The organism is Parajatrophihabitans canadensis, assembly GCF_053764775.1.
On record NZ_CM132445.1, the window covers coordinates 3,689,896 to 3,713,252 of the forward strand.

Genomic DNA, 23,357 nt, shown 5'->3' on the forward strand with positions numbered 1-23,357 from the left:
GTTGCTGAAACGACAGAATCATGAGGAATGGTATGAAGGTCGAGATCTGGTCTGACGTCGTGTGTCCCTGGTGCTATATCGGTAAACGGCGTTTCGAACAGGCGCTGAGCCGGTTCAGTCAGGCCGATCAGATCGACATCGAGTGGAAGAGCTTCGAACTCGACCCGTCGGCGGAATCCGCGGGTAAGGGCGAGAAGATCGATTACGTTGGACGATTGGCCGCGAAATATGGCCGTTCGCACACTGAGGCGCAGCAGATGTTGGACTCGGTTGCGACCACCGCTGCCGTCGAAGGCCTGGATTTCAACTTCGAGAAGGCGATTCCCGCGAACACCTTCGACGCCCATCAGGTGATCCAGCTCGGCCGAGTCCGGGGTGTTCAGCACGCGGTGGAGGAACGCTTGATGAAGGCGTACTTCACCGACGGCGCCGCTGTGGCCGACCGCGAGGTGCTGGCCCAGCTCGGCGCCGAGGCCGGTCTGGATCCCGCCGAGATCACGGCCAGCTTGGCCGACCAACGCTATGCCCAGGCCGTGCGTGACGATGAGTCCGAGGCTGCAGCCCTCGGCGTCAGCGGAGTTCCGTTTTTCGTGATTGATCGAAGGTATGGAGTCTCGGGCGCGCAATCGGCGGAGCTTTTCCTCAGTGCCCTCCAGCAGGCCATGGCCGAAAGCCAGCCGCTCAGCATGGTGGACGCGGGTTCAAACGACGAGGGTGCCTGCGGTCCAGATGGTTGCGCCGTTTGATCGCGAGCTTCTCGTCGCAAAATCTTGCTATCACTCTTAGTGATCGTTAGTGTCCGATTATCACTCTGAGTAGTCGATAATTCGGCTTGGCGAAATCGAGGCGTCGCGATGCGCATTGCCCTCCCCCGTCCCCGCTTGCGCGACCGCCCGAGTCCGGTTCAGCTACGGGCGTTAACCATTGCAGTCGTGACCGCCGCCAGCGTGTTCACGGCTTTGCTGCTTGCACAGCCCGCGTCGGCAGACCAGACATCGATCGACCCCAAGACGTCGGTCGTCGTGAGCCGTCTGCCGTTGATCGGCGGAGCCGGCCAGGTGCAGGTCCAGGCGCAAATCGGGACGGACGAGGTCATCGGGTTCGAGATCGTGATCCCAGCCGCGGGTGGATCGTGGACCGCGAGCGCCGACATCGCTGTTCCGACGCTGGGCATCCACTGCAAAGGTGTTCCGGGCGCCGACCTGCATTACCTGTGCGGTGCGAACACCGCAGACTGGGAAAACGGGAACTTCTTCCTACCGACCGGTAGCTATCAGCTGGCGCTGCCCGTGCGACGAATCGGCAGCATCGTTGGCCTGACCGGCATTACCGTGGTCAACAAGACCGACATCTACGGCGAAGAATTCCCTTCCAACAGCGACACGTTCCCGGTCGTTGACGGGCGGACAGACCCGATGAGCAGAGCCGAGGTCCGAAATCTGGATACTCGAGGAAATTTCTTCGGCGACGCCACCGGTTACGGAGACATCGCGGTCACGACGACGATCGTGCCCGGAGAGACGGTGCTGGCCCTCGATGTTGGGCTACCCGGGCCAGGAGTCAAGTGGAAGCTGCTGCAGACGCTCTTCGCACCGCAACTGAGCTGCTCGCTTGCCACCTCGAGCGCGCAACAGTCTGACATCCATTGCGTCCACCTCGACGGTGGCAGAGTTTCCCCCTTCCCGGCAAGCAGGTTCACGGTCGTGCTGCGAATGTCGGTGTTCGGCCGTGGCACCGACGGGGCGAGCTCGGCCGGGACCGCGGTGCTGTCCTTCGCCAACGGCCTCAGCCAGGCACCGGACACCTTCAACTGGACGAGCTTGTTCGACTACTGATCCGCCTAGGTTGAGCGGGACCGAGCCGGTATTGAGTGACCTCTGTCAGTCAACCCGACGACGTCACCCACGCCGAGGTAGCTCGTCGAAGATCAGCACACTCTGGGTCGACAAGACGTCCGGCATGGCTTGAAGTCGATCGAGCACAAGCTCGCGCAGGCTGACTGCGTCCCGTGTACGGACTAGTAGTACGAGATCGTTCTCACCCGACACCAGCGCAGCGTGTTCCACCTCTGGCGTGTCCAGGATCTGATGACGAACCGACTTCCACGAGTGCTGGCTGATCTTCAGGTAGACGTAGGCCGCCAGACCGTAGCCGTACTTCTCGGGGTCGACGGTTGCCGTATATCCAGTGATGACGCCTTCTCGCTGCAATCGTTCGACCCTTGAATAGGCGCTCGCACGCGAGATGTGCAGCTGCTCGGCCAAGGCGCGCATCGACAACCGCCCGTCCGCCTGAAGCGCTCGTACAACCTGGCGATCTACGGCATCGAGGTCGATAAAACGTCTATGAGATGGGCTGCCGTCGTCCAAGTCTCGGGCCATCTGCCGACAATAGCGCGGTTTACAGGCCATTCGTCCAATGATTCTCGAAACTGCTAGATGACTTGCCTCGGCACGCGCACGATAGCCCTACATCTTGAGTCAGAAGGGCGGTTGTCGGCGGTGATTTCCAGCGAGCCCGACGTGAGTCGGGGCTATGGCGACCTAGGCCTGCTGCCAACAGACGAGCCGCTTGCGCTGCTCGACGCGGACGGCACCCCGACGCAATGCCGAGATTTGCCGTGGCCGTCCGAGCAGACTCTTGTGGAGCTGTATCGACGAATGGTGCTCGGGCGTCGTTTCGACAGTCAGGCGACCGCACTGACCAAACAGGGGCGGCTCGCGGTGTACCCGTCTTCGCGAGGTCAGGAAGCATGTGAGGTGGGGGCTGTACTTGCCCTACGTAGTCAGGACTGGCTGTTTCCCACCTACCGCGATTCGGTAGCGCTGGTGACCCGCGGACTCGACCCGGTCGAGGTTCTGACGCTGCTGCGCGGTGACTGGCACTGCGGCTATGACCCCTACGAACATCGCGTTGCCCCGCAGTGCACGCCGTTGGCCACAAACACCTTGCATGCGGTCGGCGTGGCCCAAGCCGCGAGGATCAAAGGCGAAGACACGGTCGCCCTGGTGCTTCTCGGGGACGGCGCGACCAGCGAAGGTGATACCCACGAGGCGCTGAACTTCGCCGCGGTGTGGAAGGCGCCGGTCGTGTTTCTCGTACAGAACAACGGTTATGCCATCAGCGTTCCGCTCTCGAAGCAGACAGCGGCACCGTCGTTGGCCCACAAGGGCATCGGTTACGGCATTTCCTCCGTACGCGTCGACGGCAACGACGCGGCAGCTGTGTACTCGGTCGTTCAAGCGGCCATCAACGCTGCAGTCGACGGTCACGGGCCGACCTTGATCGAGGCGATGACCTACCGCATCGAGGCACACACCAACGCCGACGACTCCACTCGTTACCGGAGCGACGCCGAGGTGCAGGCATGGTTGTCCCGCGATCCCCTCAGCCGATTGGAGAGGTACTTGACAGCTCGAGACCTGATCGACGTGTCGTGGCGCGAACATCTCGACGCGGAGGCGAGCGCGGCAGCGGCAGCGTTGCGCGACCGAATGAACACCGACGTCACACTCGACCCGAATGCCCTCTTCGCCCACGTGTACTCCGCGCGCACTTTGTCATTACGAAATCAGCAGATAAGGCTTGACCGCGAACTTTCGGAGCAGCGCGATGCCGAGCAGGTGCAGAAATGACCAGCACGGTGGATCGGCCAGCCAGACCCTCCGGTAGTACGGCACCGGTGGAACCAAGCAGCGACAAACGCGAGCCGATCACGATGGCTGCGGCGCTGAATCGAGCTCTTGCCGACTCACTCGCCGCCGATGACAGAGTGCTGATCTTCGGCGAGGACGTCGGCGCGCTCGGTGGAGTCTTTCGGGTTACCGACGGCTTGGCGGCGCGCTTCGGCGAGCATCGAGTTATCGATACCCCGCTGGCAGAGTCCGGGATCGTCGGTACGGCGATCGGTATGGCCATGAACGGGCTGCGTCCGATAGTCGAAATGCAGTTCGACGCCTTCGCGTACCCGGCGTTCGAGCAGATCACCAGCCATCTCGCCAAGATGGCAAACCGTACCCGCGGATTGATCGAACTACCCGTCGTGGTGCGGATTCCCTACGGCGGCGGCATCGGCGGCGTAGAGCATCACTGCGACTCGTCCGAGGTCTACTACACCCACACGCCTGGCCTTCGGGTCGTGACACCGGCGACGCCTGCAGATGCGTACAGCCTGTTGCGAGAGTCGATCACGTGTCCAGATCCGGTCATTTTTCTCGAGCCGAAACGCCTTTACTGGACAAAAGAGTCTGTTGATCTCGCTGCTCCCGGTCTACCGCTCGATCGGGCCGCCGTGCGCCGCGTCGGTGCCGATGTCACCTTGATCAGCTACGGCGGCACCGTAGCCACCGCGCTCGAATCTGCCGAGGCGGCAGCGGAATACGGTTGGGATGTCGAAGTCCTTGATCTGCGCAGTCTGTCTCCCTTCGACGACGAGACGACCGCGGCCTCGGTGCGCAAAACCGGCAGGGCGATCGTCATCCACGAAGCGTCAGGCTTCGGTGGGTACGGCGCCGAGGTTGTCGCTCGGCTCACCGAGCAGTGCTTTCACCATCTTCAGGCGCCGATCCTGCGCGTTACGGGGTTCGATATCCCCTACCCGCCACCGAAACTCGAACACCTTCATCTGCCAAGCGTCGACCGCATTCTGGACGCTATCGAGAAGCTGCAATGGGACGACGTCCCGAACGCTGCGGTCGGACCGGCCTGATGCCAGACTTCTGCTTACCGGACCTGGGCGAAGGCTTGACAGAGGCCGAGATCGTCGCCTGGCACGTACACGTCGGCGACGAGGTAGAGATCGATCAGATCGTCGTCGAGGTGGAGACGGCGAAGGCGATCGTCGAGGTGCCGATACCGTTCAGCGGCGTGGTCTCTGCTCTGCACGGCGAGGCCGGCTCCGTCCTCGCGGTGGGCAGTTCGCTGATCAGCGTGGCATCCGCAGACGTGGAAACCGGCGCCGAGTCCAGTGGGAACGTCCTTATCGGTTACGGGACTCGCGCGGACACGATCGGGCACCGGAGGCGTTCGCCTCGCAGCACTAGGGCTCCCCGGGCGGTCCAACCCAGTGTCGCTGAGCCAGCACCGGCGGCGGCACCGACAGCGCATTCAGCGCCCGTCACGGTCATCTCGCCACTGGTCCGACGTCTCGCGCGAGATGGCGGCCTCGACCTGCGCGCCGTGCACGGAACGGGAGCGGACGGGCTGGTGCTTCGCCGCGATGTCGATCGGGCGCTTGAGCAGCAGGTCCGCGCATCCGCCGACGCTCAAACGAAGAGCTCGGCACCGCACCCGAGCGACCTGGGTCAGGCCCAAGTTCGTCAGCAGCCGGCCGAGCAGCGGATACCGATCCACGGCATTCGCAAAGTTGTTGCCGACAAGCTCAGCCGATCGCGACGTGAAATTCCGGAGGCGACTGTCTGGGTCGACGTCGACGCGACCGAGTTGCTGGCTGCCCGCTCGGCCATGAATGCCAGGCGACCAGAGGAGCCCGTCAGCGTGCTGGCATTGTTCGCACGGATCGCGATGCTCGGCCTGCGCAAGTACCCCGAGCTGAATGGGCGCGTCGAGAGCTCCGACTCCGGACCCGCAGAGATCGTGCTACCGACCGGCATCAACCTAGGCTTCGCGGCACAAACCGATCGCGGCCTGATGGTGCCGGTCGTCAAGGACGCTCACCTCTTGACCACCCGCGAACTGTCAACCACGCTTACTCGCTACACGACCGCAAGCCGCGCGGGGGCACTGAGCCCCGCCGATCTCACCGGTGGCACCTTCACCGTCAACAACTACGGGGTGTTCGGTGTGGACGGCTCAGCAGCCATCATCAACTACCCCGAGGTTGCGATTCTTGGCCTAGGAAGGATCATCGATCGCCCATGGGTGGTTGCAGGCACGCTGGCCGTCCGGAAGGTGACCCAGTTGACCTTGACCTTCGATCACCGCGTCTGTGATGGCGCAACGGCCGGGGGCTTTTTGCGCTTCGTCGCTGATTGCGTCGAATCGCCGATTATCGCCCTCGGCGAGGTCTAGTAATCCGCTGCTCGGAAAGACGTTTCCTTGATCACACGCTCACCTTGGCATCAGTTGCAGGTGCTGTCGCCGGCTCGACGTGGACATACCGCGAGCCGCGGAACAGTGAGGCAACCGCGCCGATCAGCGACATAATTATCGCCACGCTGAAGACGATTACCAAGCCGTGATGGAAGGGAGCGGAGATCAGCTGGGGAAAGAACTCCTTGCTGGTGAGGCTGTTCAAGTCCGCGCCCTGCGTCGCGGACGCCGGCTGCGCCCCGAGCAAGGTCCCGATCGGGTTGTAACCGAGGAAGGCCGCAAACAAGCTGCCGACTGGCGGTTGGTTACCGATGCTGGCTGCCGCGTCCGGCGATACTCCGTGTGCTTGCAGGCCCGAAGTCAGCGCCTGCGGCAGGGTGGAGGACAGCCCGATGATCATCATCGTGAAGAAGACGCCAATTGAGAGCGAAGTTCCCGCGTTGAAGAATGTGCCACGCATTCCCGCAGCGGCGCCACGGCGATTCGCGGGCACGCTGTTCATGATCGCTGTGGTGTTCGGCGAGGAGAACAAGCCGGAACCGATGCCGTTCAAAACCAACAGTCCCGCAAACGCCCAGTAGCTGAAGTCCGTCGGCAATAACAGGAAGCCGAGAAAGCTGAGGGCTACGACGATGAGGCCGCCGGTGGCGAAGGTGCGGGCGCCGAATCGGTCGGAATAGAAGCCAGACAGCGGCCCCGCGATGAGGAACGAGACGGTCAGCGGCAGCAAGTAGATACCTGCCCACAGCGGCGTCTTTTCGAACGTGTAGCCGTGCAGCGGGAGCCAGATGCCTTGCAGCCAGATGATCAACATGAACTGCAGGCCACCGCGGCTGACGGACGCCAGCAGGCCGGCGATGTTACCGGCCGTGAACGCCTTGATCTTGAACAATGCCAAGTCGAACATCGGTTCGGCGATCCGTGCCTCGACGAGGCAGAAGATGGCCAACAGCACTGCCCCGCCGATCAGGCCGGCAAGCACCCAGGGGTTCGTCCAGCCCATGTTGTTGCCGCCGTACGGTTGAATGCCGTACGTGATTGCCGCGAGTATCGCGGTGAGGCCGACAGCAAAGAGGATGTTGCCCCACCAGTCGATGCGCGCAGGTGTGCGAGCGCTGGTCTCGCGGAGGCTTCGATAGGACCAGATGGTGCCGATGATCCCGAATGGAACGGAGATGAAAAAGACCAGGCGCCAGTTCACCGGGGCCAGCAGGCCACCGACGATAAGGCCGATGAACGAGCCCGCAATAGCAGCCACCTGGTTGATGCCGAGGGCGAATCCGCGGCGGTTGGACGGGAACGCATCGGTCAGGATCGCCGTCGAGTTTGCGAACAACATCGCCGCACCGATGCCTTGGACGACTCGCCAGATGATCAGCCACATCGCCCCGGCACCGCCCGTCGCCGGATCGAAGGCCAGGGCTATCGACGCGAGCGTGAAAACGACGAAGCCAAGGTTGTAGATCTTCACCCGGCCGTAGATGTCGCCGAGACGCCCGAGCGTCACCACGAAAACCGCCGTCACGAGCAGGAAACCCATGAGGATCCAGAGCAGGTAGCTGACGTTGCCGGGCTGCAATGGGTCGAGCTTGATCCCCCGGAAGATGTCCGGCAACGAGATGATGACGATCGAGGAGTTGATCGTCGCCATCAGCACGCCGAGCGTCGTGTTCGACAGTGCTACCCATTTGTAATTGGGATGATCTTGATCAACAGTGAACCGAGAGACCCTCGTCCGAGCTTCCGGTTGGGTGGACTGCCCACTCACGTATGCAACTCCTGACTCGCGTACCGCGCTGGCGGATCTTCTTCGTTCGCTTAACTAACGTTACTCCGTCCAAATTCCCGAATCGTGTGACAACCGGCATCACATTGATGCCGAGAGTTACACGATTCGGGGGTTTGGGCCCTGGTGCACCGGTCCTGCAGACCCGGGACAGCCCACGGGTGCACTCGGGGGCGACCAGCGGACTTCGGTGCGATGGTGGATCTACCAACGTGACAAGGAGAAACCGATGATGCTCAAGACACGCAACATAGGGCTGGTCTCACTCGCCGCGGCAAGCCTCGCGATGGGCGCCGCCTGCAGCAGCTCTGGCGACTCCAGTAGTTCGACCACATCCGCGCCTGCCGCCGCGACTACCGGCGGCGTGGTCAGCGCCCAGTCAAGCTCTCTCGGCACGATCCTCGTCGACGGCTCGAACCGCACCGTCTACGTGTTCGCCAACGACACGGCCAACACCTCGAACTGCAACGCAGCCTGTGCAGCGGACTGGCCTCCGGTCGCGGCGCCCACACCGCTGCCGACGTCTGTCGCCGGTGTGACCGGCATGCTCGGCTCGATCACGCGTTCGGACGGCAGCAAGCAGCTCACCGTAGCGACACATCCCGTGTACACCTTCGCGGGTGATTCGGCGCCCGGTCAGACAAAGGGTCAGGGAGTCAACCTCAACGGCGGGGTGTGGACCGTCGTGTCCCCGGCGGGCGCGCCCGTTTCCGGTTCGAACTCAGGTGCCGCCACGTCCACCGGCAACGGCTACTAGCGGGTTTGCCCTCTGCCTGGCCGCCTGAGGCTCGCCCGTCCGCCGTGACGGGAAGTGGGATCGAACGCACTGAGGGGACGCCTGGTATGACCGCCGAATATTCGACATCCGACCCTGCGGCATTCGACCCAGCGGCATTCGACCCAGCGGCGCCGCACACAGCGCCAACGGTGCACTGGCATAACGTCGGACACTGCGCCCGTCCCCTCCACGAGCAACTCTCCTCGCTACGCGATTCCGCGATCTGGGCGTCAGTGACGCGACCCGACGTGCCAGGGTTGAGCCAAGGCAGCTCGGGAACAGTTCGTACCGATTTCAGTCTGGCCTGCGTGGTAGCCGGCAGCGACTACGCGGCACTGGTCGTAGCGGGTGCATTGGATGGCGCAGCTCTCGCGCTCCTTCGACAGCACCTGCACAACCTCCTCGGAAGCGGCGTGCGGTGCATCGTGCTGGATCTCGGCGATGTCGGATCGTATGACGGTCGGCTCGGCGCCCTGCTGGCGCGAGTCGATCTCCGCGCCCGGACCCGAGGCAGCGATTTTGTGATCGCAAACGTCCCGGTTGAGTTGATCTCGAGTCTGGACGTAGGCCGTTTGAGGGAAGCGTTGTTATCGTGCGAGTCCGGGACGTCGACCACTCCTGGCGGTCAGACGGATTTCACAACAGGTCGTTGATGGTGATCGGGAGCGACCGGATGCGCTTTCCGGTTGCGTGGTAAACCGCGTTGGCGACTGCGGCCGCGACTCCGACCAGGCCGACCTCGCCCACCCCTTTCGTCCCGATCGGGTTGCCTCGATCGGGTTCGCCGACGAAGACGACATCGAGCTCGGGGATATCGGCGTTCACAGCGACGAGATAGTCACCGAAGGTCGCATTGGCGATCCGCCCGGAGACGGCGTCGGTGATGGTCTCCTCGAACAACGCCATTCCGATTCCGCCGACGGTTCCGCCGATGATCTGGCTAGCGGCCGTTTTCTCATTCAGAATGCGTCCGCCGTCTATCACCGACACGACGCGGTTCACGCGGACGAGCCCAAGCTCGGCGTCGACTCTCACCTCGACGAACTTCGCGCCGAACGCTCCCGCCGGCGCCAGGCTGAGACCCTGGGTCGTGGCCGGCACGCTTGCTCCGTCGGCCGCCAGTTCGTACAGCCGGTGTCGCGCGAGCACGTCGGTATAGGCCTCGCGCCGCGAGGGGTCATTGATCCGGTAGAGATGGCCGGCATCGACCGCGACGCCGGGCGGTTTCGCGCCTCGCAGGGGCGACTCTGGGTCAGCGCGCACCAGGTCGGCGAAGGCCGCCACCAGGCGGTTGCAGGCGTCATAAACGGCAGATCCGAGGGCGCTCGTGAGGCCGGATCCGCCAGCCTGCGGGGACTCGGGCAAGCTGGAGTCGCCGAGATCGAAGCGGACACGATCAAAGGGAAGCCCCAGAGCCTCCGCCGCCAACTGTGCCATCACCGTGTACGTGCCGGTGCCGATATCGGTGGCCGCGCTGCTCACGTAGGCCCGCCCATCGGCCGTTATCGTCGCGCGCGCCTGGCAAGGCGCCTGGTACCACGGATAACCGACGCCCGCCATGCCGTAGCCGACGAGCCAGTTTCCGTCCCGAGTGGCGCGTGGTTCGGGCTTGCGAGCAGACCAGCCGAATCGCCTGGCGCCTACCTCGTAACACTCACGCAGCGCATTGCTCGTCCAGGCCATCCCGAGCTGCGGATGGACAGCGGCATAGTTACGTAGCCGTAGTTCGACGGGGTCGACGCCGAGGGCGTAGGAGAGCTCGTCCATCGCGCATTCCAGCGCGAAGTTGCCTTGAGCATGAGCAGGGCCCCGCATCGAAGTGGGACACGGGATGTTCAGCCGCACCTGGCGGTCTCGCGTCGCAACGTTCGGGCAGGCGTACGCCACGGCCGATCCGGCAGCTACTGGCTCGTAGTCGTCGTCCTCCATCGCGACCGGTGACACGCTACTGTGCTCGACTGCAACAAGATGGCCCGCTGCGTTGGCACCTACCCGGATGCGTTGCTCCGACGCCGGCCGATGACCCAGCGACGTGAACATCTGCGGTCGGGTCAGGACGAGCTTGACCGGCCTCTCGATCAGTCGCGCCGCCAGTACGGTCAGGATCACGTGTGGCCAAGCCCGCAGGCCGTTACCGAATCCGCCACCGACGAAAGGAGCAAGTACCCGCACGTTCTCCGCCGGTACGCCGAAGATCATGGCCAGTGAGTCACGCTCCATCGAGGGCCACTGGGTCGAGTCGTGGACGGTCAGCCGGTCCCCGTCCCACTCGGCGAAAGTGCAGAACAGCCCGAGCGGGTTGTTGGTGTTGTCCGGCGTGCTGAAGTCGCCTTCGACCGTCACATCCGCATCGGCGAATGCCCGATCGACGTCGCCGCGGTCGCTGTCCAGATTCCACGGGTTCATCACCACTGCCGCCCCCGGATCGTCGATCCGCAGGACGGCTTCGGTTGCTTCGTAGCGAGTGGAGACCAGCCCTGCGGCGTACACGGCCTGCTCGGCGGTGTCGGCGACGACCAGGGCGATGTGCTGCCCGTGATGCAGAATCCGGTCGTCCTGCAGCGGTGGCGGTGGCGAAGCGCCCAGGCCGGTCATCGGACCCCGATCCAAAGGCGGCGCGTTGAGATGCGTGATCACGCTGACAACACCCGGCGCCGCCTCGGCCGCGGAGGTGTCAATCGCAACGATCCGGCCCGCGGCGACGGTGCTCTGCACCAGCGCAGCATGGGCAGTATTCACCGCGTCGAAATCGGCAGGGTACTGAGCATGGCCGGTGACCTTGAGCGGCCCGTCCACCCGGTTCAGCGGCGCACCGATGAAAGGCAATGAAGTGGTGGTGCTTGACGTCGCGGTGTTTGAAGTCGATCTCGTCACGGCGCAACCCCCGAGACGACCTGCAGCGCCCGCTGCAGAGTCCGTCGGCCAAGTTCTACCTTGAATTCGGTACCCGGCACCGTCCACGCGTCGGTGAGTTCGGCGCGTGCTGCCCGTTCGAACGTCTCCCCGGTCGCGGGTGCGCCGATCAGGACTCGTTCCGCCTCGCGAGCTCGCCATGGCTTGGAACCCACGCCGCCGAGTCCCACTCGCGCCTCGCGGATCAAGCCTTCGGCAGAGTGCAGTGCCACACCAGCAGACGCGAGCGCGAATTCGTAGGAGACGCGGTCTCGGACCTTCAGGTACCCCGACCTCGTGCCCTGCGGCAGCAGAGGAATCTCGATGCCGGTGATGAGTTCGCCGTGCCCGAGCACATTTTCAATCTCAGGATCCTCGGCGGCCTCGACGTAGAACTCGGTCAAGGCAACCCGCCGAGCCGACGCTGGGCCCTGCAGATGAACAACTGCATCCAGCGCGACCAGCGCGACAGCGACGTCGGAGGCGTGCAGTGCGATACATCGATCACTGACTCCGACGATGGCGTGCATGCGCGCGGCTCCGGTCACTGCCGCACATCCCGAGCCCGGCATCCGCTTGTTGCACGCCGCCACCGCTGGATCGCGAAAGTAGCGACAGCGCGTCCGCTGCAGCAGGTTGCCACCGATGGTGGCCATGTTACGGAGTTGCGTCGAGGCGCCGAGTAGTAACGCCTCCCGCAGGATCGGGAAGCGGGCCGTCACTATGGGGTCGGTGGCGAATTCCTCCATCGTCGTGAGCGCGCCGACCTGGATGGACTGAGTGCGCAGCACAACACCACGAAGTGGCAGGCGGCTGATGTCGACAAGCTGATCAGGTGCGAGCACGCCGTCCTTCATCAGATCGAGCTGCGTCGTGCCGCCGGCCAAGTATGCGGCCCCTGGCAGTGCCGTCATCGTGGCAATCGCGTCGTCGACGTCGCGGACGGGGAGGTACTCAAATGCTCGCATCGGAAACTCCGCTCGGGGCCATTTCGTTCGAGTCCATTTCGTTCGGGGCAACTTCGTTCGCGGCAACGTCACGGATCGCCGCGATGTCACGGATCGCCGCGACGATGTTCGGATAGGCACCGCAGCGACAGATATTTCCACTCATGAACTCGCGGATGTCGTCATCGGACTGCGCGCGGCCCTCGTCCAGCAGCGCCAACGCTGACATGATCTGTCCGGACGTGCAGTATCCGCACTGAAATCCGTCATGTCGCACGAATGCGTCTTGGAGCGGGTGGAGCCGACCGTCGTCGGCGAGTCCTTCGATGGTCACCACCGTGCGCTCGTTGCACTGCGCCAATAAGGTCAAACAGGACAACACCCGTTTGCCGTCCAGCAAAACGGTGCAGGCTCCGCAGGCACCTTGGTCGCAGCCCTTCTTCGTCCCGGTTAGCCTCAACCGGTCTCGTAGCGCATCAAGGAGCGTCATCCGGGAGTCCGCGCTCACCGTCCGGGCCTGGCCGTTGACGGCCATCATCGTGCTGAGAGTCGAGGCGAGACGGGGCAATTGGGCCGGAGTTTTCAGAGAGTTCTCTACTTCGTGCGTGGTCATGTGACCTCGATTCAGCTGGCGGACCACCGGATACACCTACCATCGTTCAGGCGTGGGCTGTTCGCCCCTGGGCATACCCCGGTTCATCCCCGGGACGCCGTCGCCGGTGCGTGTCTCCCGCGTACATCGGTGGAAGTCTGTGGAGTAAGGGGGCAGACTGATGGATCTCACCGGCAAGACGATTTTTCTGACCGGAGCAACCAGCGGTATCGGACGCGAGACTGCTCTGGCCCTGGCGCCCTCTGCTGGGGAACTGCTGCTGCATGGCCCGGAACCAGAGGCTGCGGTCAACAACTTGGTCAATGAGGTGCAGCTGCGGCTACGCCCCGGCGGCCGGGTCGTCTACCTTCAAGCAGACTATGGACGGCTGGAGGATGTCGTCCGGCTGGCCGAGCAGGTCCGGTTGCAGACGCAAGAGTTGCACGTGCTGATCAACAACGCGGCGATCCCCGGTGCTCCCGACCGAGCAATGAGCTCAGACGGCAACGAGCTGACCTTCCAGGTCAATTACCTGGCGCCCGTCGCGCTCACCGCACTGCTTCGCGAACACCTACAGACCGAAGCCGGCGGTCGGATCGTCAACATCTCATCGGCGACGCACCTGTCTGCGACTTTGCACTGGGACGATCTGGATCTTGCAGTTGGGTACGCGCCGACCACCGCCTACGCTCAGTCCAAACTCGCCCTCGTTACCTACACCTGCTGGCTGGCCGCACAGCTACCCGCGCCTGACATCGAGGCCGTGAGCATGCACCCCGGCGTCATCTCGACCGGGCTCCTGCACGCAATGTTCTCAATCGGTGGCGAGCCTGCACGGCTGGCGGCACATCGGATCGTCGCAGTGGCCTCCCGAACAGCAGACAACGGTTCGTATTACGACGAGGCCCGTCAGGCCGCGCCGAACCCAATCGCCCTGGACATCGAAGCGCAAAATCGATTGCACGAGCTGACGGCCCTCCGGCTGAACGGCTTGGTGAAAGCGATTGACACATGAATCGTTGACAACTTATCGGTAATGCGGCGCATATGTTAGCTGTAAAGCATTGCATATGCGGTGTCCTACCGTACAGAGAGGAAACAAATGCGATGCCGACGTTTAGATCTCTCTGGCCCGTGGGATGGCACGGTAAGACGACCTCAGGCAGGCCACAGACCAGCAACGGCAACGCGAACATCGGCCTATAGATCGCGAATTTACCTCAAGCCGAGGCTGCACGGTACGGCCGCTGCGCCGCCGAATAATTCTTATTCACCCTTGAACCTAAACCAGAAACGGCACCGCTGAAATCGCAATCGGAGGCCGTTTGGGCGATCGCGTTGGCCCGTGATGCCAGCCCCTAAGCGCAGCGCAACGCGGGTAATCGGCAACGCATCACGCTATGACCATTGCCAGTTAGCTATGTGTGGAGTTAGCTTTCGCTATGTATGCGGGCACCGGCTCGGCAAGCTCAGGGCTATCTGGTCGTGACCGCGAGTGTGCAGAATTGCTGAGCTGTCTGGACCAGGCCCGAACCCATCGCACCAGCGGTGTACTCGTACTGAGGGGCGAAGCTGGCTGCGGCAAAACTGCTTTACTGCGTTATGCCCGCGATCAGGCGTCCGGGTTTCGCATCCTGCGCGTCGCCGGCGTGCAGTCGGAGATGGAGCTTCCGTACGCTGGCCTTCACCAGCTTTGCGCGCCGCTGCTCGACCGTCTCGAGCGGTTGCCTCCGCCGCAACGCAACGCCTTGGAAGTGACGTTCGGGCGGCTCGACGGTCCAGCACCTGATCGGTTCCTAACCGGGTTGGCGGTGCTGACCCTGCTCGCCGATGCTGCTGACGAACAGCGACTGCTTTGCTTGGTCGACGACGCCCAATGGCTCGACCACGCCTCGGTGGACACGCTCGTGTTCGCTGCTCGACGGCTGGCTGCCGAACCGATCGTTGTCGTCCTCGCGCTGCGAGAAGGTGCAGACGACCGACACGACCTGGAGGATCTACCGACCTTGTCGGTGTCGCCGTTGAGCGATGACGACGCCCGACAGCTTCTGTCCTCGACGATGCCCGGACGTCTGGATGAGCAGGTGCGGCAACGGATCATCGCCGAGGCACGTGGAAATCCACTCGCGTTGCTCGAGCTGCCGCGCACCCTGACGTCAACCGAGCTAGCTGGTGGATTTGCGGTCCCTGATGCCCACCCGATGTCCATCACCATCGAACGAAGCTATCTGCGCAGGTTGCAGTCCTTGCCAGACGATTCGCAACTGTTGGTCCTGGCGGCTGCTGCCGAGCCCGTGGGCGATGTTCGGTTGCTGATTCGTGCCGCCGATGCGCTCGGCATCGACGCCGATGCGCTGCGACCGGCCCAGGCCGAAGGGCTGATCGATGTCGGAGCGTGGCTGCGATTTCGCCACCCACTCATCCGTTCAACGGTCTACCAGTCTGCGCTGCCCGAGGCGCGGCGTCGGGTGCATCGCGCCCTGGCCATCGCCACCGACGCCGAGATCGACCCAGACCGGCGTGCGTGGCACCTGGCGCACGCCGCGGACGGACCCGATGAGGACGTGGCGGCCGAACTCGAGCGTTCGGCGGGCCGCGCTCGAGCACGCGGCGGGGTGGCTGCAGCAGCCGCTTTCCTGGAATGGGCGGCTGAGCTGTCCGTCGATTCCCGTCGACGTCGGCTCCGTTCAATTGACGCGGCAGAGATGAAGCTCCAAGCGGGCGCGTTGGACAGGGCAACATCGCTTCTGGCGGTCGTCGAGGCCGGCCCCGACGACGACCTGCTCCATGCTCGATCGCGCCTGCTCCGCGGTCACATCGCGTTCGCGGCGAACCGCGGCAACGAAGCAACCTCCCTACTTCTGGACGCCGCTCGGCGATTTGAGAGCCTCGATACAACAGCAGCCCGAGAGGCTTACCTCGACGCCCTGTTAGCCGGCCTGTTCTGCGGCCGCTTGGCAGTCGGCCCCGGGGTCGTCGAGGTCGCGCTCGCGGCCCGCGGACTCCCAGCGCCGGCGTCCGCTCGTCCGGCGGACTTGTTGCTAGAAGGCCTCGCCCTGTTGTTCACCGAAGGTCACGCGGTCGCCCGCCCGATCTTGCAGAAGGCGATTGAGGCTGTACGCGGGCCTGACCTGGCGCCCGAGGAGAAGATGCGTTGGCTACGACTGTCGTGCACGGCAAGCGTCGAATTGTGGGATGACGAAGGCTGGCTCGAAGACACGGCACGCTATGTCGACATCGTGCGATACAGCGGCGCGCTCAGCGAACTGCCCTTCTGCCTCAACCACCGCAGCACAGCGCTCTCGTTCGCCGGCCAGCTGGCGACCGCTGACGGACTCGTGGACGAGGCGTCCACAGCCGTCGAGGCGACCGGAACCGCGCTGGCACCGTACGGCGCACTGGCCGCCTCGGCGTGGCGTGGCCTGGAGGAGCGGACCCGCTCCATCGCTACGACCTGCATCGCCGACGTCACACGGCGAGGTGAGGGCAACGGCCTGACGGTCGCACATTGGGCGCTGGCGCTCATGTACAACGGCCTCGGCCGCTACGAGGATGCACGAGTCGAAGCGGAGATTTCCAGCGCCTTTCCAGCCGAACTCAGCTCCAGTTACTGGGGCCTCGTTGAGCTCGTCGAAGCCGCGGCACGGACCGGGTCGGTGGAGCAGGCATGGATGGCCTTCGAGCGACTGTCGACTGGCACCCAGAGCGTGCAGAGCAACTGGGCACTGGGCATCGAGGCTCGTTCCCGGGCGTTGCTGACCGATTCCGAAGATGATTATCACGAGGCGATCGACCGACTCGACCGAACGCGGCTGCGGGCGGAGCTGGCCCGGGCTCACCTCGTCTACGGAGAGTGGCTGCGCCGCCAGCAACGTCGTGTCCAGGCGCGGAATCAGCTTCGGATGGCCGCGGACATGTTGAGCGATATGGGGATCGAAGGCTTCGGTGATCGAGCAGCGCGGGAGCTTCGTGCGACGGGCGAGAAAGTGCTCAGGAGGCGCGTCCAGGTCCCGGGCAAGCTCACGTCACAGGAGATACAGGTTGCCCGGTACGCACGCGAGGGTCTGTCCAATCCCGAGATCGGCGGGCGGTTGTTCCTGAGCCCGCGCACGGTCGAATGGCACCTCGGAAAGGTGTTCAGCAAACTGGGAATTGCCTCACGCCAAGAGCTCCAGCAGGTGCACGCCGAACTCGGCCAGCAAGCCGCCAACACCTGACAAGTTGACCGGCTGGGCTGAACAGCTGGGCTGACCCGGTGATCGACCAGGGTACCCACAGGTGCGACCTGACCCCCGGGTCAGTGATGCTGATGGGGACTCACGGAAGAGACGGCAGCCAGACCAGAAGGGGCCTGCTATGAACGCCTCAACACGTGTCAGTCATCGAGTTCGCGGACGCGCGGTCACAAGCAAGGACGAAGCACCGAGACCAGACGCCGTCGATCAGACTGCGCTTTTGCTGATAGCTGCCGTATCGCACGATCTGCGAACTCCGCTGGCCGGGATAAAGATCGCATCGTCAACGCTGTCGGACAATCAACTTTACCTCGACAGCGATACGCGAATCAGCCTCGCAAGCCTCATCGACCTCGAGGCGGACAGACTCGCCAGGCTTATCGGGGATCTGTTGGACATGAGTCGGATCCAAGCGGGGGTGTTGTCGCCTCAATGCACAGTCGTATCACCCACCGCGCTCGTCGACGGCGCACTCGATGGCCTCACTGCGCAGGCCCACGATCGCGCATCACGGGTCTGCCTACCGGCTGCACTCCCACTCATCGTTGTCGATGTGGGACTGATTACCCGAGTTCTTGTCAACCTCGTCGAGAACGCGGCCAAACATGGCGCCCCGGAAGCTCCCATCGCGATCCGGGCCGAGGCGGGTGCTGGCCTGGTCACCTTCTCAGTGAGCGACACGGGCCCTGGCGTGGCGAGGCATCAGCGCGCAAAGATCTTCGAGATCTTTACACATGGTGGTTCGGGCACCGGTGTTGGCCTAGCGATCGCAAAGGCATTCGTTGAGGCTCATGGACAACGCATCTGGGTTGACACGGCTCCCGAAGGCGGCGCACGGTTCAGCTTCACAGCGCCTCGGGCGCAGCCCTCGCGCTGCTAGCAATCGGTTTAGATCCATAACGGCGCTGAACTATTCGCGCGGTACGTGGCACGCTGGTCGGGTGAGCGTCGACCCGTACGAGCTCGTGGGCATCTTCGGCGGCGCTGTTGATGCGGGCGTCGCGTCGCTGTTCGTGGGCGCCGGCCTCTCGACAGCGGCCGGGTTACCGACCTGGAACGATCTGCTCGTCCCGCTCGCCGCTGAGATCGGCGTACCGGGCGAGTTCTCTGATCTGCCGTTGCTCGCCGAATACTACGAGCAGAACGCTCCCGGTCGGCGTCCGGCGTTGGAGAACCACATGCGTGAGGCATTGTCGGCATACCGAACGCCGGCGGAGAGCCATCACCTCATCGCGAAGCTCCCGATCGACGAGATTTGGACGACCAACTTTGATCCGCTGCTCGAAACGGCAGCTCCAGACGCCAGCGTCGCCGCTCAGGACAACGACGCCCTCGATATCGGTACCGGGCGTCGGACGATCATCAAGATGCATGGCAGCCTGAGCCTCGATGCCACCCCCAGATGGACTTCGTCACCGGTGATCACCCGCAGCGACTTCGAGCAGTATGAGGACACCCACCCACGAATGTGGGCACTTCTGCGAGCCTCGTACCTGACCCGCACCATGCTCTTCCTCGGTTTCAGCTTTGCTGATCCCAACATTGATGTCCTCCTGCGCCTAGCGCGCCGTTACGGCACGACAGCCGCCGACCGTCACCTCACCGTGCTTCGTCGTCCGACCGACCCCGCGGCGATCCAACTCCATGAACTGCGGGTTCGCGATCTGGAGAACAGCGGTGTGCATGTCTGCGAGATCGGCGACTTCAGCGAGCTCACTCCGCTGCTGCAAGCAATCACCCTTCGCACCAGACCAGAGCGCCTATTCCTCAGCGGAAGCGGCGACAGGGCCGACCTACAACCGTGGTGTGACAAGCTCGCGGTAGCACTCGCGACTCGTCCGGCCTCGTGGCAGCTGGCTTGCGTCGGCGGCCCAGCGGGGTGGGGCATCACCAGCCGGCTAGCCGAGCTCCTACGAGCGCACAACCATTACACGCCGGACCGGTTCCGCCTCTACTTCGGGAAGAAGCCCGAGGAACAAGCGCAACCGACGGATGCTCACGTTGGCACCGCGATCTTCACCGACCTGCAGCGCGAAGAACTCGTCGGCAGCGTCCTCGACCACTGCCGCGCGCTACTTGTCATCAGTGGCGGAAGCGGCACCAGCGAAGAGGTGCAATGGGCACTCGATCGCGGGGTGAGCGTCATCCCGCTGGCAGCCAGCGGAGCAACCGCGCTAGCTGTCTGGGAAAGCTCAGGAACACCAGCGGACCTCGGCGGTCGCCCCTGCGATCCCACCGTGTGGCGCAATCTGGCCGACGCTGATCCAGACGTCGCCGTCATGGCCGCCATGACCGCGATCGACCAAGCGATGTGCCGGCCGAGAAGGGAGGACGAGTGAAGGCGACCGAAAATCGCACGCGACAGGCGCTGCCCACGACAGCGAGCGCAATGTTGGCCACGCTGACCGATGAGCGTTTTTCCGATCCGGAGTGGCTGTTCGAGCGCAAGTGGGACGGCGAGCGCTGCCTGGCGTTCCGCAGCGAGTCCGGTGAGGTACGACTGCATTCGCGAAACGACCAGCCGCTCGAACGCACCTTTCCTGAGATTGCCGAGGCCGTGTCCAAGGAGTGTGATGTCGCGGCCGTGCTGGACGGCGAGATAGTGGCGTTCGCGGGTCGACGGACCAGTTTCGAGCGCCTGCAGGGCAGGATGGGGCTGACAGATTCCGGCCTCGAGCGGGCAACGGGCATCGCCGTGTACTACTACGTTTTCGATGTCTTGCATCTCGACGGTTACGACCTCCGTGCATTGCCGCTGCGCGAGCGTAAGAGGTTGCTGCGCGGCGCCGTGCACTTCGCCGACCCTTTACGCTTCACGGCACACCGCAACACCACCGGCGAGGAGGAGTTCCGCAAGGCGTGCGCGCGAGGCGACGAGGGCGTAGTCGCCAAGCGGGCGAATTCCCCTTACACAGCAGGTCGTTCCCGCGATTGGTTGAAGTTCAAGTGTGTACATGACCAGGAATTGGTCATCGGCGGCTACACCGCACCGAAGGGCTCGCGAATCGGATTCGGCGCATTGCTGGTCGGTTACCACGAAGGCGCGGATTTCGTCTACGCCGGAAAGGTCGGCACCGGCTTCGACACCGCCGTTCTCAACGACCTACACGCGCGGATGCAACGTCTCGAGCAGGAGAAATCGCCCTTCACCAAAGGGCAGGTACGCGAACGGGACGTCCGATGGGTTCAACCGCAGCTCGTGGCACAGATCGGCTTCACCGAATGGACCCGGGCCGGGTTGTTGCGGCATCCGCGTTACACCGGGTTGCGCACCGACAAGAATGCGGCGGATGTTGTACGCGAGCGCCCTGATCAGTCGCTGCGTCAGTAGCTAGATCCGTCGCTACGTCTGTCGTGACGCACGAACTAGCGTTACTTCAAGATCTGGCGGGCGATCACCATCCGGTTGATCTGGTTCGTTCCTTCGTAGATCTGGGTGATCTTGGCGTCGCGCATCATCCGCTCAACCGGAAAATCGCGGGTGTAGCCGGCACCGCCGAAGAGTTGCACCGCGTCGGTGGTGACCTTCATGGCAACGTCGGAGGCGAAGGCCTTGGCTGATGCCGACATCCAGGTCAGACCGGGTTCGCCGCGCTCGGCCTTTGCGGCCGCCGCGTAGATCAACTGCCGCGCTGCCTCGGTCTGCATGACCATGTCAGCCAGCATGAACTGAAGTCCTTGGAAGTCAGCAATCGCCTGGCCGAACTGGCGGCGTTGCTTCATGTAGGCAATCGCAGCATCGATCGCCCCCTGAGCCAGGCCAACCGCCTGCGCCCCGATCGTCAACCGGGTGTGGTCAAGGGTCTGCAAAGCGGTCTTGAAGCCGGTGCCCGGCTCGCCGATGATCCGATCAGCCGGAATGGTGCAGTCCTCGAAATAGATCTCGCACGTCGGCGAACCCTTGATTCCGAGCTTGCGCTCTTTCGTGCCGACCGAGAACCCGGGATCGTCCTTGTGAACGACGAAGGCAGAGATCCCCCGCGCGCCGGCGCCCGGCTCCGTCACCGCCATCACCGTGTAATACGACGAAACGCCTGCATTGCTGATCCAGCACTTGGTTCCGTTGAGCACCCAGTTCTCGCCGCTCAACACCGCGCGGGTGCGCATCGACGCTGCGTCTGAGCCGGCCTCCCGCTCGGACAGCGCGTAGGAGAACATCGCCTCACCGTGCGCAACGGGGGGCAGGACCTGCTTCTTGAGGTCCTCCGAACCAGCCAGGATGATCGGCAGTGTTCCCAGCTTGTTGACCGCGGGGATCAGCGATGAAGACGCACAGGCCCGGGCAATCTCCTCGATCACGATTGCGGTTGCGATCGAGTCTGCCCCCAGTCCGTCGTATTCCTCAGGAATGTGGGTGGCGTGGTAGCCGGCAGTGGTCAAAGCCTCCAGCACGTCGTACGGAAACTCTGCTGACTCATCGATCTCGGCCGCCCGAGGAGCGATCTTGTCATCGGCAAGCTCTCGAACAGCCGCGCGCAGCATCTGGTGTTCCTCTGGAAGCTCGTAGAGCGAAAAGTCGCGATTCGGGGCCATGACGACAAGGCTTCCTCAGCAGCATGCCGAAGTGCAACTCGGCGCCTGAGCCAGCTCAGTGAGCGCGCCTGAGTAGCGTCTATACGGCGCCCCGTAACCTGATGCAGTCATTGCCATGCTGATCGTGTCTACTACCGCAAGACCAGATTTGGAGAAACGCAACCATGACTCAAGGGCAGACTCAGCAGCCTCAGAAGCCCGAGAAGCCTCGCCTGTCTGTGATCGGAACCGGTTACCTGGGAGCCACCCATGCGGTGTGCATGGTCGAACTGGGCTATGAGGTGATCGGGCTCGACGTCGATGAGGCCAAGATCGACGCGCTGCGGGCGGGCAAAATCCCCTTCTTCGAGCCCGGTTTGCCCGAATTGCTAGCTAAGCACATGGACTCCGGCAAGCTGCGTTTCACCACTGACTACACCGAGGTGGCTGATTTCGCCGATGTGCACTTCATCTGTGTCGGTACGCCGCAGAAAAAGGGCCAATACGCAGCGGACATGACCTATGTCGAGGCTGCCTTCTCGTCGCTGGCCGAAAAACTGACTCGCAAGGCCCTCGTGGTCGGCAAATCGACCGTTCCAGCGGGTACCGCCGTACGGATGGCTGAGCTGCTGGCCCGAAAGTCGCCGAACTCAGACGTCGAGCTCGCCTGGAACCCAGAATTCCTCCGTGAGGGTTTCGCGGTCGAGGACACCCTCAGCCCCGACCGACTGGTCTTCGGCGTCCAGAGCGAGTGGGCCGAGCAGACCATCAGGTCCGCCTTTGCACCGGTGATCGCGGCCGGAACACCTGTCATCGTCACCGACTTCGCGACGGCCGAGTTGGTAAAAGTAGCCGCGAACTCATTTCTGGCCACCAAGATCAGTTTCATCAACGCAATGGCCGAGGTGTGCGAGGCCACGGGTGCAGACGTCACCCAACTCGCCGACGCAATCGGCCACGATGTACGGATCGGACGCAAATTCCTCAACGCCGGCCTGGGATTCGGCGGCGGCTGCCTGCCGAAGGACATCCGAGCGTTCATCGCGCGGGCCGGTGAGCTCGGCGTCGATCAAGCGGTGTCGTTCCTGCGCGATGTCGACGAGATCAACCTGCGCCGACGGGCCCGCACGGTCGAGCTTGGCTTGGATCTCAACGATGGCAGCTACCGCGGTACCAAGGTCGCTGTGCTCGGCGCAGCGTTCAAACCCAACTCCGACGACGTTCGCGATTCCCCTGCGCTCGACGTAGCCTCGGCGGTCGCCCGCCGCGGCGCCGACGTCGTGCTCTATGACCCGCAGGCCAACGCCAACGCGCAACGGTTGCACCCAGAACTGACCTACGCCGATTCGCTGGACGAGGTTGTTGCCGGGGCCGATCTGGTGATGTTGCTGACCGAGTGGGAGGAGTTCCGCTCGATGGATCCCGACTACATCGGCTCGAAGGTCCGCAAACGCAACGTCGTGGACGGGCGCAACGTGCTTGACCCGGAGCGGTGGCGCGGTGCGGGCTGGGTGTATCGGTCGCTTGGGCGTCCTTAGCGCTTGTCCGGCTGGCGACCCAAACG

The 23,357-nt window shown here is 63.6% G+C and carries 19 protein-coding genes; 13 read left to right on the top strand and 6 right to left on the bottom strand.

Annotation, left to right across the window (positions count from 1 at the left end):
• The first annotated feature begins 20 nt into the window (after positions 1 to 20).
• Both ACSMXN_RS17765 and ACSMXN_RS17770 read left to right on the top strand, forming a co-directional pair.
• Positions 21 to 746, top strand: coding sequence for a DsbA family oxidoreductase (locus ACSMXN_RS17765; RefSeq protein WP_455407611.1), 726 nt, complete (start codon positions 21 to 23; stop codon positions 744 to 746).
• A gap of 186 nt (positions 747 to 932) precedes the next feature.
• Positions 933 to 1,835: a hypothetical protein gene (locus ACSMXN_RS17770; RefSeq protein WP_155958353.1), complete on the top strand. Its 903-nt coding sequence runs from the start codon at positions 933 to 935 to the stop codon at positions 1,833 to 1,835.
• 63 nt (positions 1,836 to 1,898) lie between these two features.
• Here the strand turns inward: ACSMXN_RS17770 and ACSMXN_RS17775 are convergent, their stop codons facing one another.
• Positions 1,899 to 2,381: an Lrp/AsnC family transcriptional regulator gene (locus ACSMXN_RS17775; protein WP_022913150.1), complete on the bottom strand. Its 483-nt coding sequence runs from the start codon at positions 2,379 to 2,381 to the stop codon at positions 1,899 to 1,901.
• Positions 2,382 to 2,522: 141 nt separating this feature from the next.
• Here ACSMXN_RS17775 and pdhA point away from each other — a divergent pair, with 141 nt between their 5' ends.
• The 3 genes from pdhA to ACSMXN_RS17790 all read left to right on the top strand — a co-directional run bounded on the left by pdhA (position 2,523) and on the right by ACSMXN_RS17790 (position 6,030).
• The gene (gene pdhA, locus ACSMXN_RS17780; RefSeq protein ID WP_027139397.1) at positions 2,523 to 3,635 is read left to right on the top strand and encodes a pyruvate dehydrogenase (acetyl-transferring) E1 component subunit alpha; all 1,113 of its coding nucleotides are present in this window, start codon (positions 2,523 to 2,525) and stop codon (positions 3,633 to 3,635) included.
• Between the two features lie 83 nt (positions 3,636 to 3,718).
• Entirely contained in the window at positions 3,719 to 4,708 is a 990-nt protein-coding gene (locus ACSMXN_RS17785) for an alpha-ketoacid dehydrogenase subunit beta (protein ID WP_027139398.1), read from the top strand.
• Positions 4,708 to 6,030, top strand: coding sequence for a dihydrolipoamide acetyltransferase family protein (locus ACSMXN_RS17790; RefSeq protein WP_027139399.1), 1,323 nt, complete (start codon positions 4,708 to 4,710; stop codon positions 6,028 to 6,030). Before ACSMXN_RS17785 ends, ACSMXN_RS17790 begins: the two co-directional genes overlap by 1 nt.
• 31 nt (positions 6,031 to 6,061) lie before the next feature.
• Here the strand turns inward: ACSMXN_RS17790 and ACSMXN_RS17795 are convergent, their stop codons facing one another.
• Positions 6,062 to 7,819, bottom strand: a complete 1,758-nt coding sequence (locus tag ACSMXN_RS17795; RefSeq protein WP_022913154.1) for an MFS transporter — start codon at positions 7,817 to 7,819, stop codon at positions 6,062 to 6,064.
• 247 nt (positions 7,820 to 8,066) lie between these two features.
• Here ACSMXN_RS17795 and ACSMXN_RS17800 point away from each other — a divergent pair, with 247 nt between their 5' ends.
• Together ACSMXN_RS17800 and ACSMXN_RS17805 are read left to right on the top strand one after the other, a co-directional pair.
• Positions 8,067 to 8,594: a hypothetical protein gene (locus ACSMXN_RS17800; protein ID WP_027139400.1), complete on the top strand. Its 528-nt coding sequence runs from the start codon at positions 8,067 to 8,069 to the stop codon at positions 8,592 to 8,594.
• Between the two features lie 86 nt (positions 8,595 to 8,680).
• Entirely contained in the window at positions 8,681 to 9,268 is a 588-nt protein-coding gene (locus ACSMXN_RS17805; protein WP_022913156.1) for an STAS domain-containing protein, read from the top strand.
• Here ACSMXN_RS17805 and ACSMXN_RS17810 read toward each other — a convergent pair.
• Genes ACSMXN_RS17810 through ACSMXN_RS17820 form a run of 3 tightly spaced genes read right to left on the bottom strand, consistent with a single transcriptional unit; the run spans position 9,252 to position 13,067 of the window.
• Positions 9,252 to 11,489 (bottom strand): xanthine dehydrogenase family protein molybdopterin-binding subunit, encoded by a 2,238-nt coding sequence (locus tag ACSMXN_RS17810; RefSeq protein WP_022913157.1) that lies wholly within the window; start codon positions 11,487 to 11,489, stop codon positions 9,252 to 9,254. The genes ACSMXN_RS17805 and ACSMXN_RS17810 overlap by 17 nt on opposite strands.
• Positions 11,486 to 12,475 (bottom strand): FAD binding domain-containing protein, encoded by a 990-nt coding sequence (locus tag ACSMXN_RS17815; protein WP_022913158.1) that lies wholly within the window; start codon positions 12,473 to 12,475, stop codon positions 11,486 to 11,488. The genes ACSMXN_RS17810 and ACSMXN_RS17815 overlap by 4 nt, the downstream gene beginning before the upstream one ends.
• Complete coding sequence (locus tag ACSMXN_RS17820) at positions 12,462 to 13,067, bottom strand: (2Fe-2S)-binding protein (RefSeq protein ID WP_081649100.1); 606 nt, start codon at positions 13,065 to 13,067, stop codon at positions 12,462 to 12,464. The genes ACSMXN_RS17815 and ACSMXN_RS17820 overlap by 14 nt, the downstream gene beginning before the upstream one ends.
• Positions 13,068 to 13,227: 160 nt before the next feature.
• Between ACSMXN_RS17820 and ACSMXN_RS17825 the strand changes: the two genes are divergently transcribed.
• The 5 genes from ACSMXN_RS17825 (at position 13,228) to ligD (ending at position 20,612) form a co-directional block, all read left to right on the top strand.
• Positions 13,228 to 14,061: an SDR family NAD(P)-dependent oxidoreductase gene (locus tag ACSMXN_RS17825; RefSeq protein ID WP_022913160.1), complete on the top strand. Its 834-nt coding sequence runs from the start codon at positions 13,228 to 13,230 to the stop codon at positions 14,059 to 14,061.
• Positions 14,062 to 14,488: 427 nt separating this feature from the next.
• On the top strand, positions 14,489 to 17,263 hold the full coding sequence (locus ACSMXN_RS17830) for a helix-turn-helix transcriptional regulator (RefSeq protein ID WP_022913161.1): 2,775 nt from the start codon (positions 14,489 to 14,491) through the stop codon (positions 17,261 to 17,263).
• A 139-nt stretch (positions 17,264 to 17,402) separates the two neighbouring features.
• A complete protein-coding gene (locus tag ACSMXN_RS17835) occupies positions 17,403 to 18,161 on the top strand; it encodes an ATP-binding protein (RefSeq protein WP_022913162.1) in 759 nt (252 codons plus the stop codon).
• 61 nt (positions 18,162 to 18,222) lie between these two features.
• Positions 18,223 to 19,620, top strand: a complete 1,398-nt coding sequence (locus tag ACSMXN_RS17840; RefSeq protein ID WP_022913163.1) for an SIR2 family protein — start codon at positions 18,223 to 18,225, stop codon at positions 19,618 to 19,620.
• Positions 19,621 to 19,670: 50 nt separating this feature from the next.
• Positions 19,671 to 20,612 (top strand): non-homologous end-joining DNA ligase, encoded by a 942-nt coding sequence (gene ligD / locus ACSMXN_RS17845; protein WP_081649101.1) that lies wholly within the window; start codon positions 19,671 to 19,673, stop codon positions 20,610 to 20,612.
• Between the two features lie 41 nt (positions 20,613 to 20,653).
• On the opposite strand, the gene ACSMXN_RS17850 is transcribed toward ligD, so the two are convergent.
• Positions 20,654 to 21,814 (bottom strand): acyl-CoA dehydrogenase, encoded by a 1,161-nt coding sequence (locus tag ACSMXN_RS17850; protein WP_022913165.1) that lies wholly within the window; start codon positions 21,812 to 21,814, stop codon positions 20,654 to 20,656.
• A 164-nt stretch (positions 21,815 to 21,978) separates the two neighbouring features.
• Here ACSMXN_RS17850 and ACSMXN_RS17855 point away from each other — a divergent pair, with 164 nt between their 5' ends.
• Positions 21,979 to 23,331 carry a UDP-glucose dehydrogenase family protein gene (locus ACSMXN_RS17855; protein ID WP_022913166.1) on the top strand — a complete coding sequence of 451 codons (1,353 nt, stop codon included), beginning with the start codon at positions 21,979 to 21,981 and terminating at the stop codon, positions 23,329 to 23,331.
• The last annotated feature ends 26 nt before the right edge of the window (positions 23,332 to 23,357 follow it).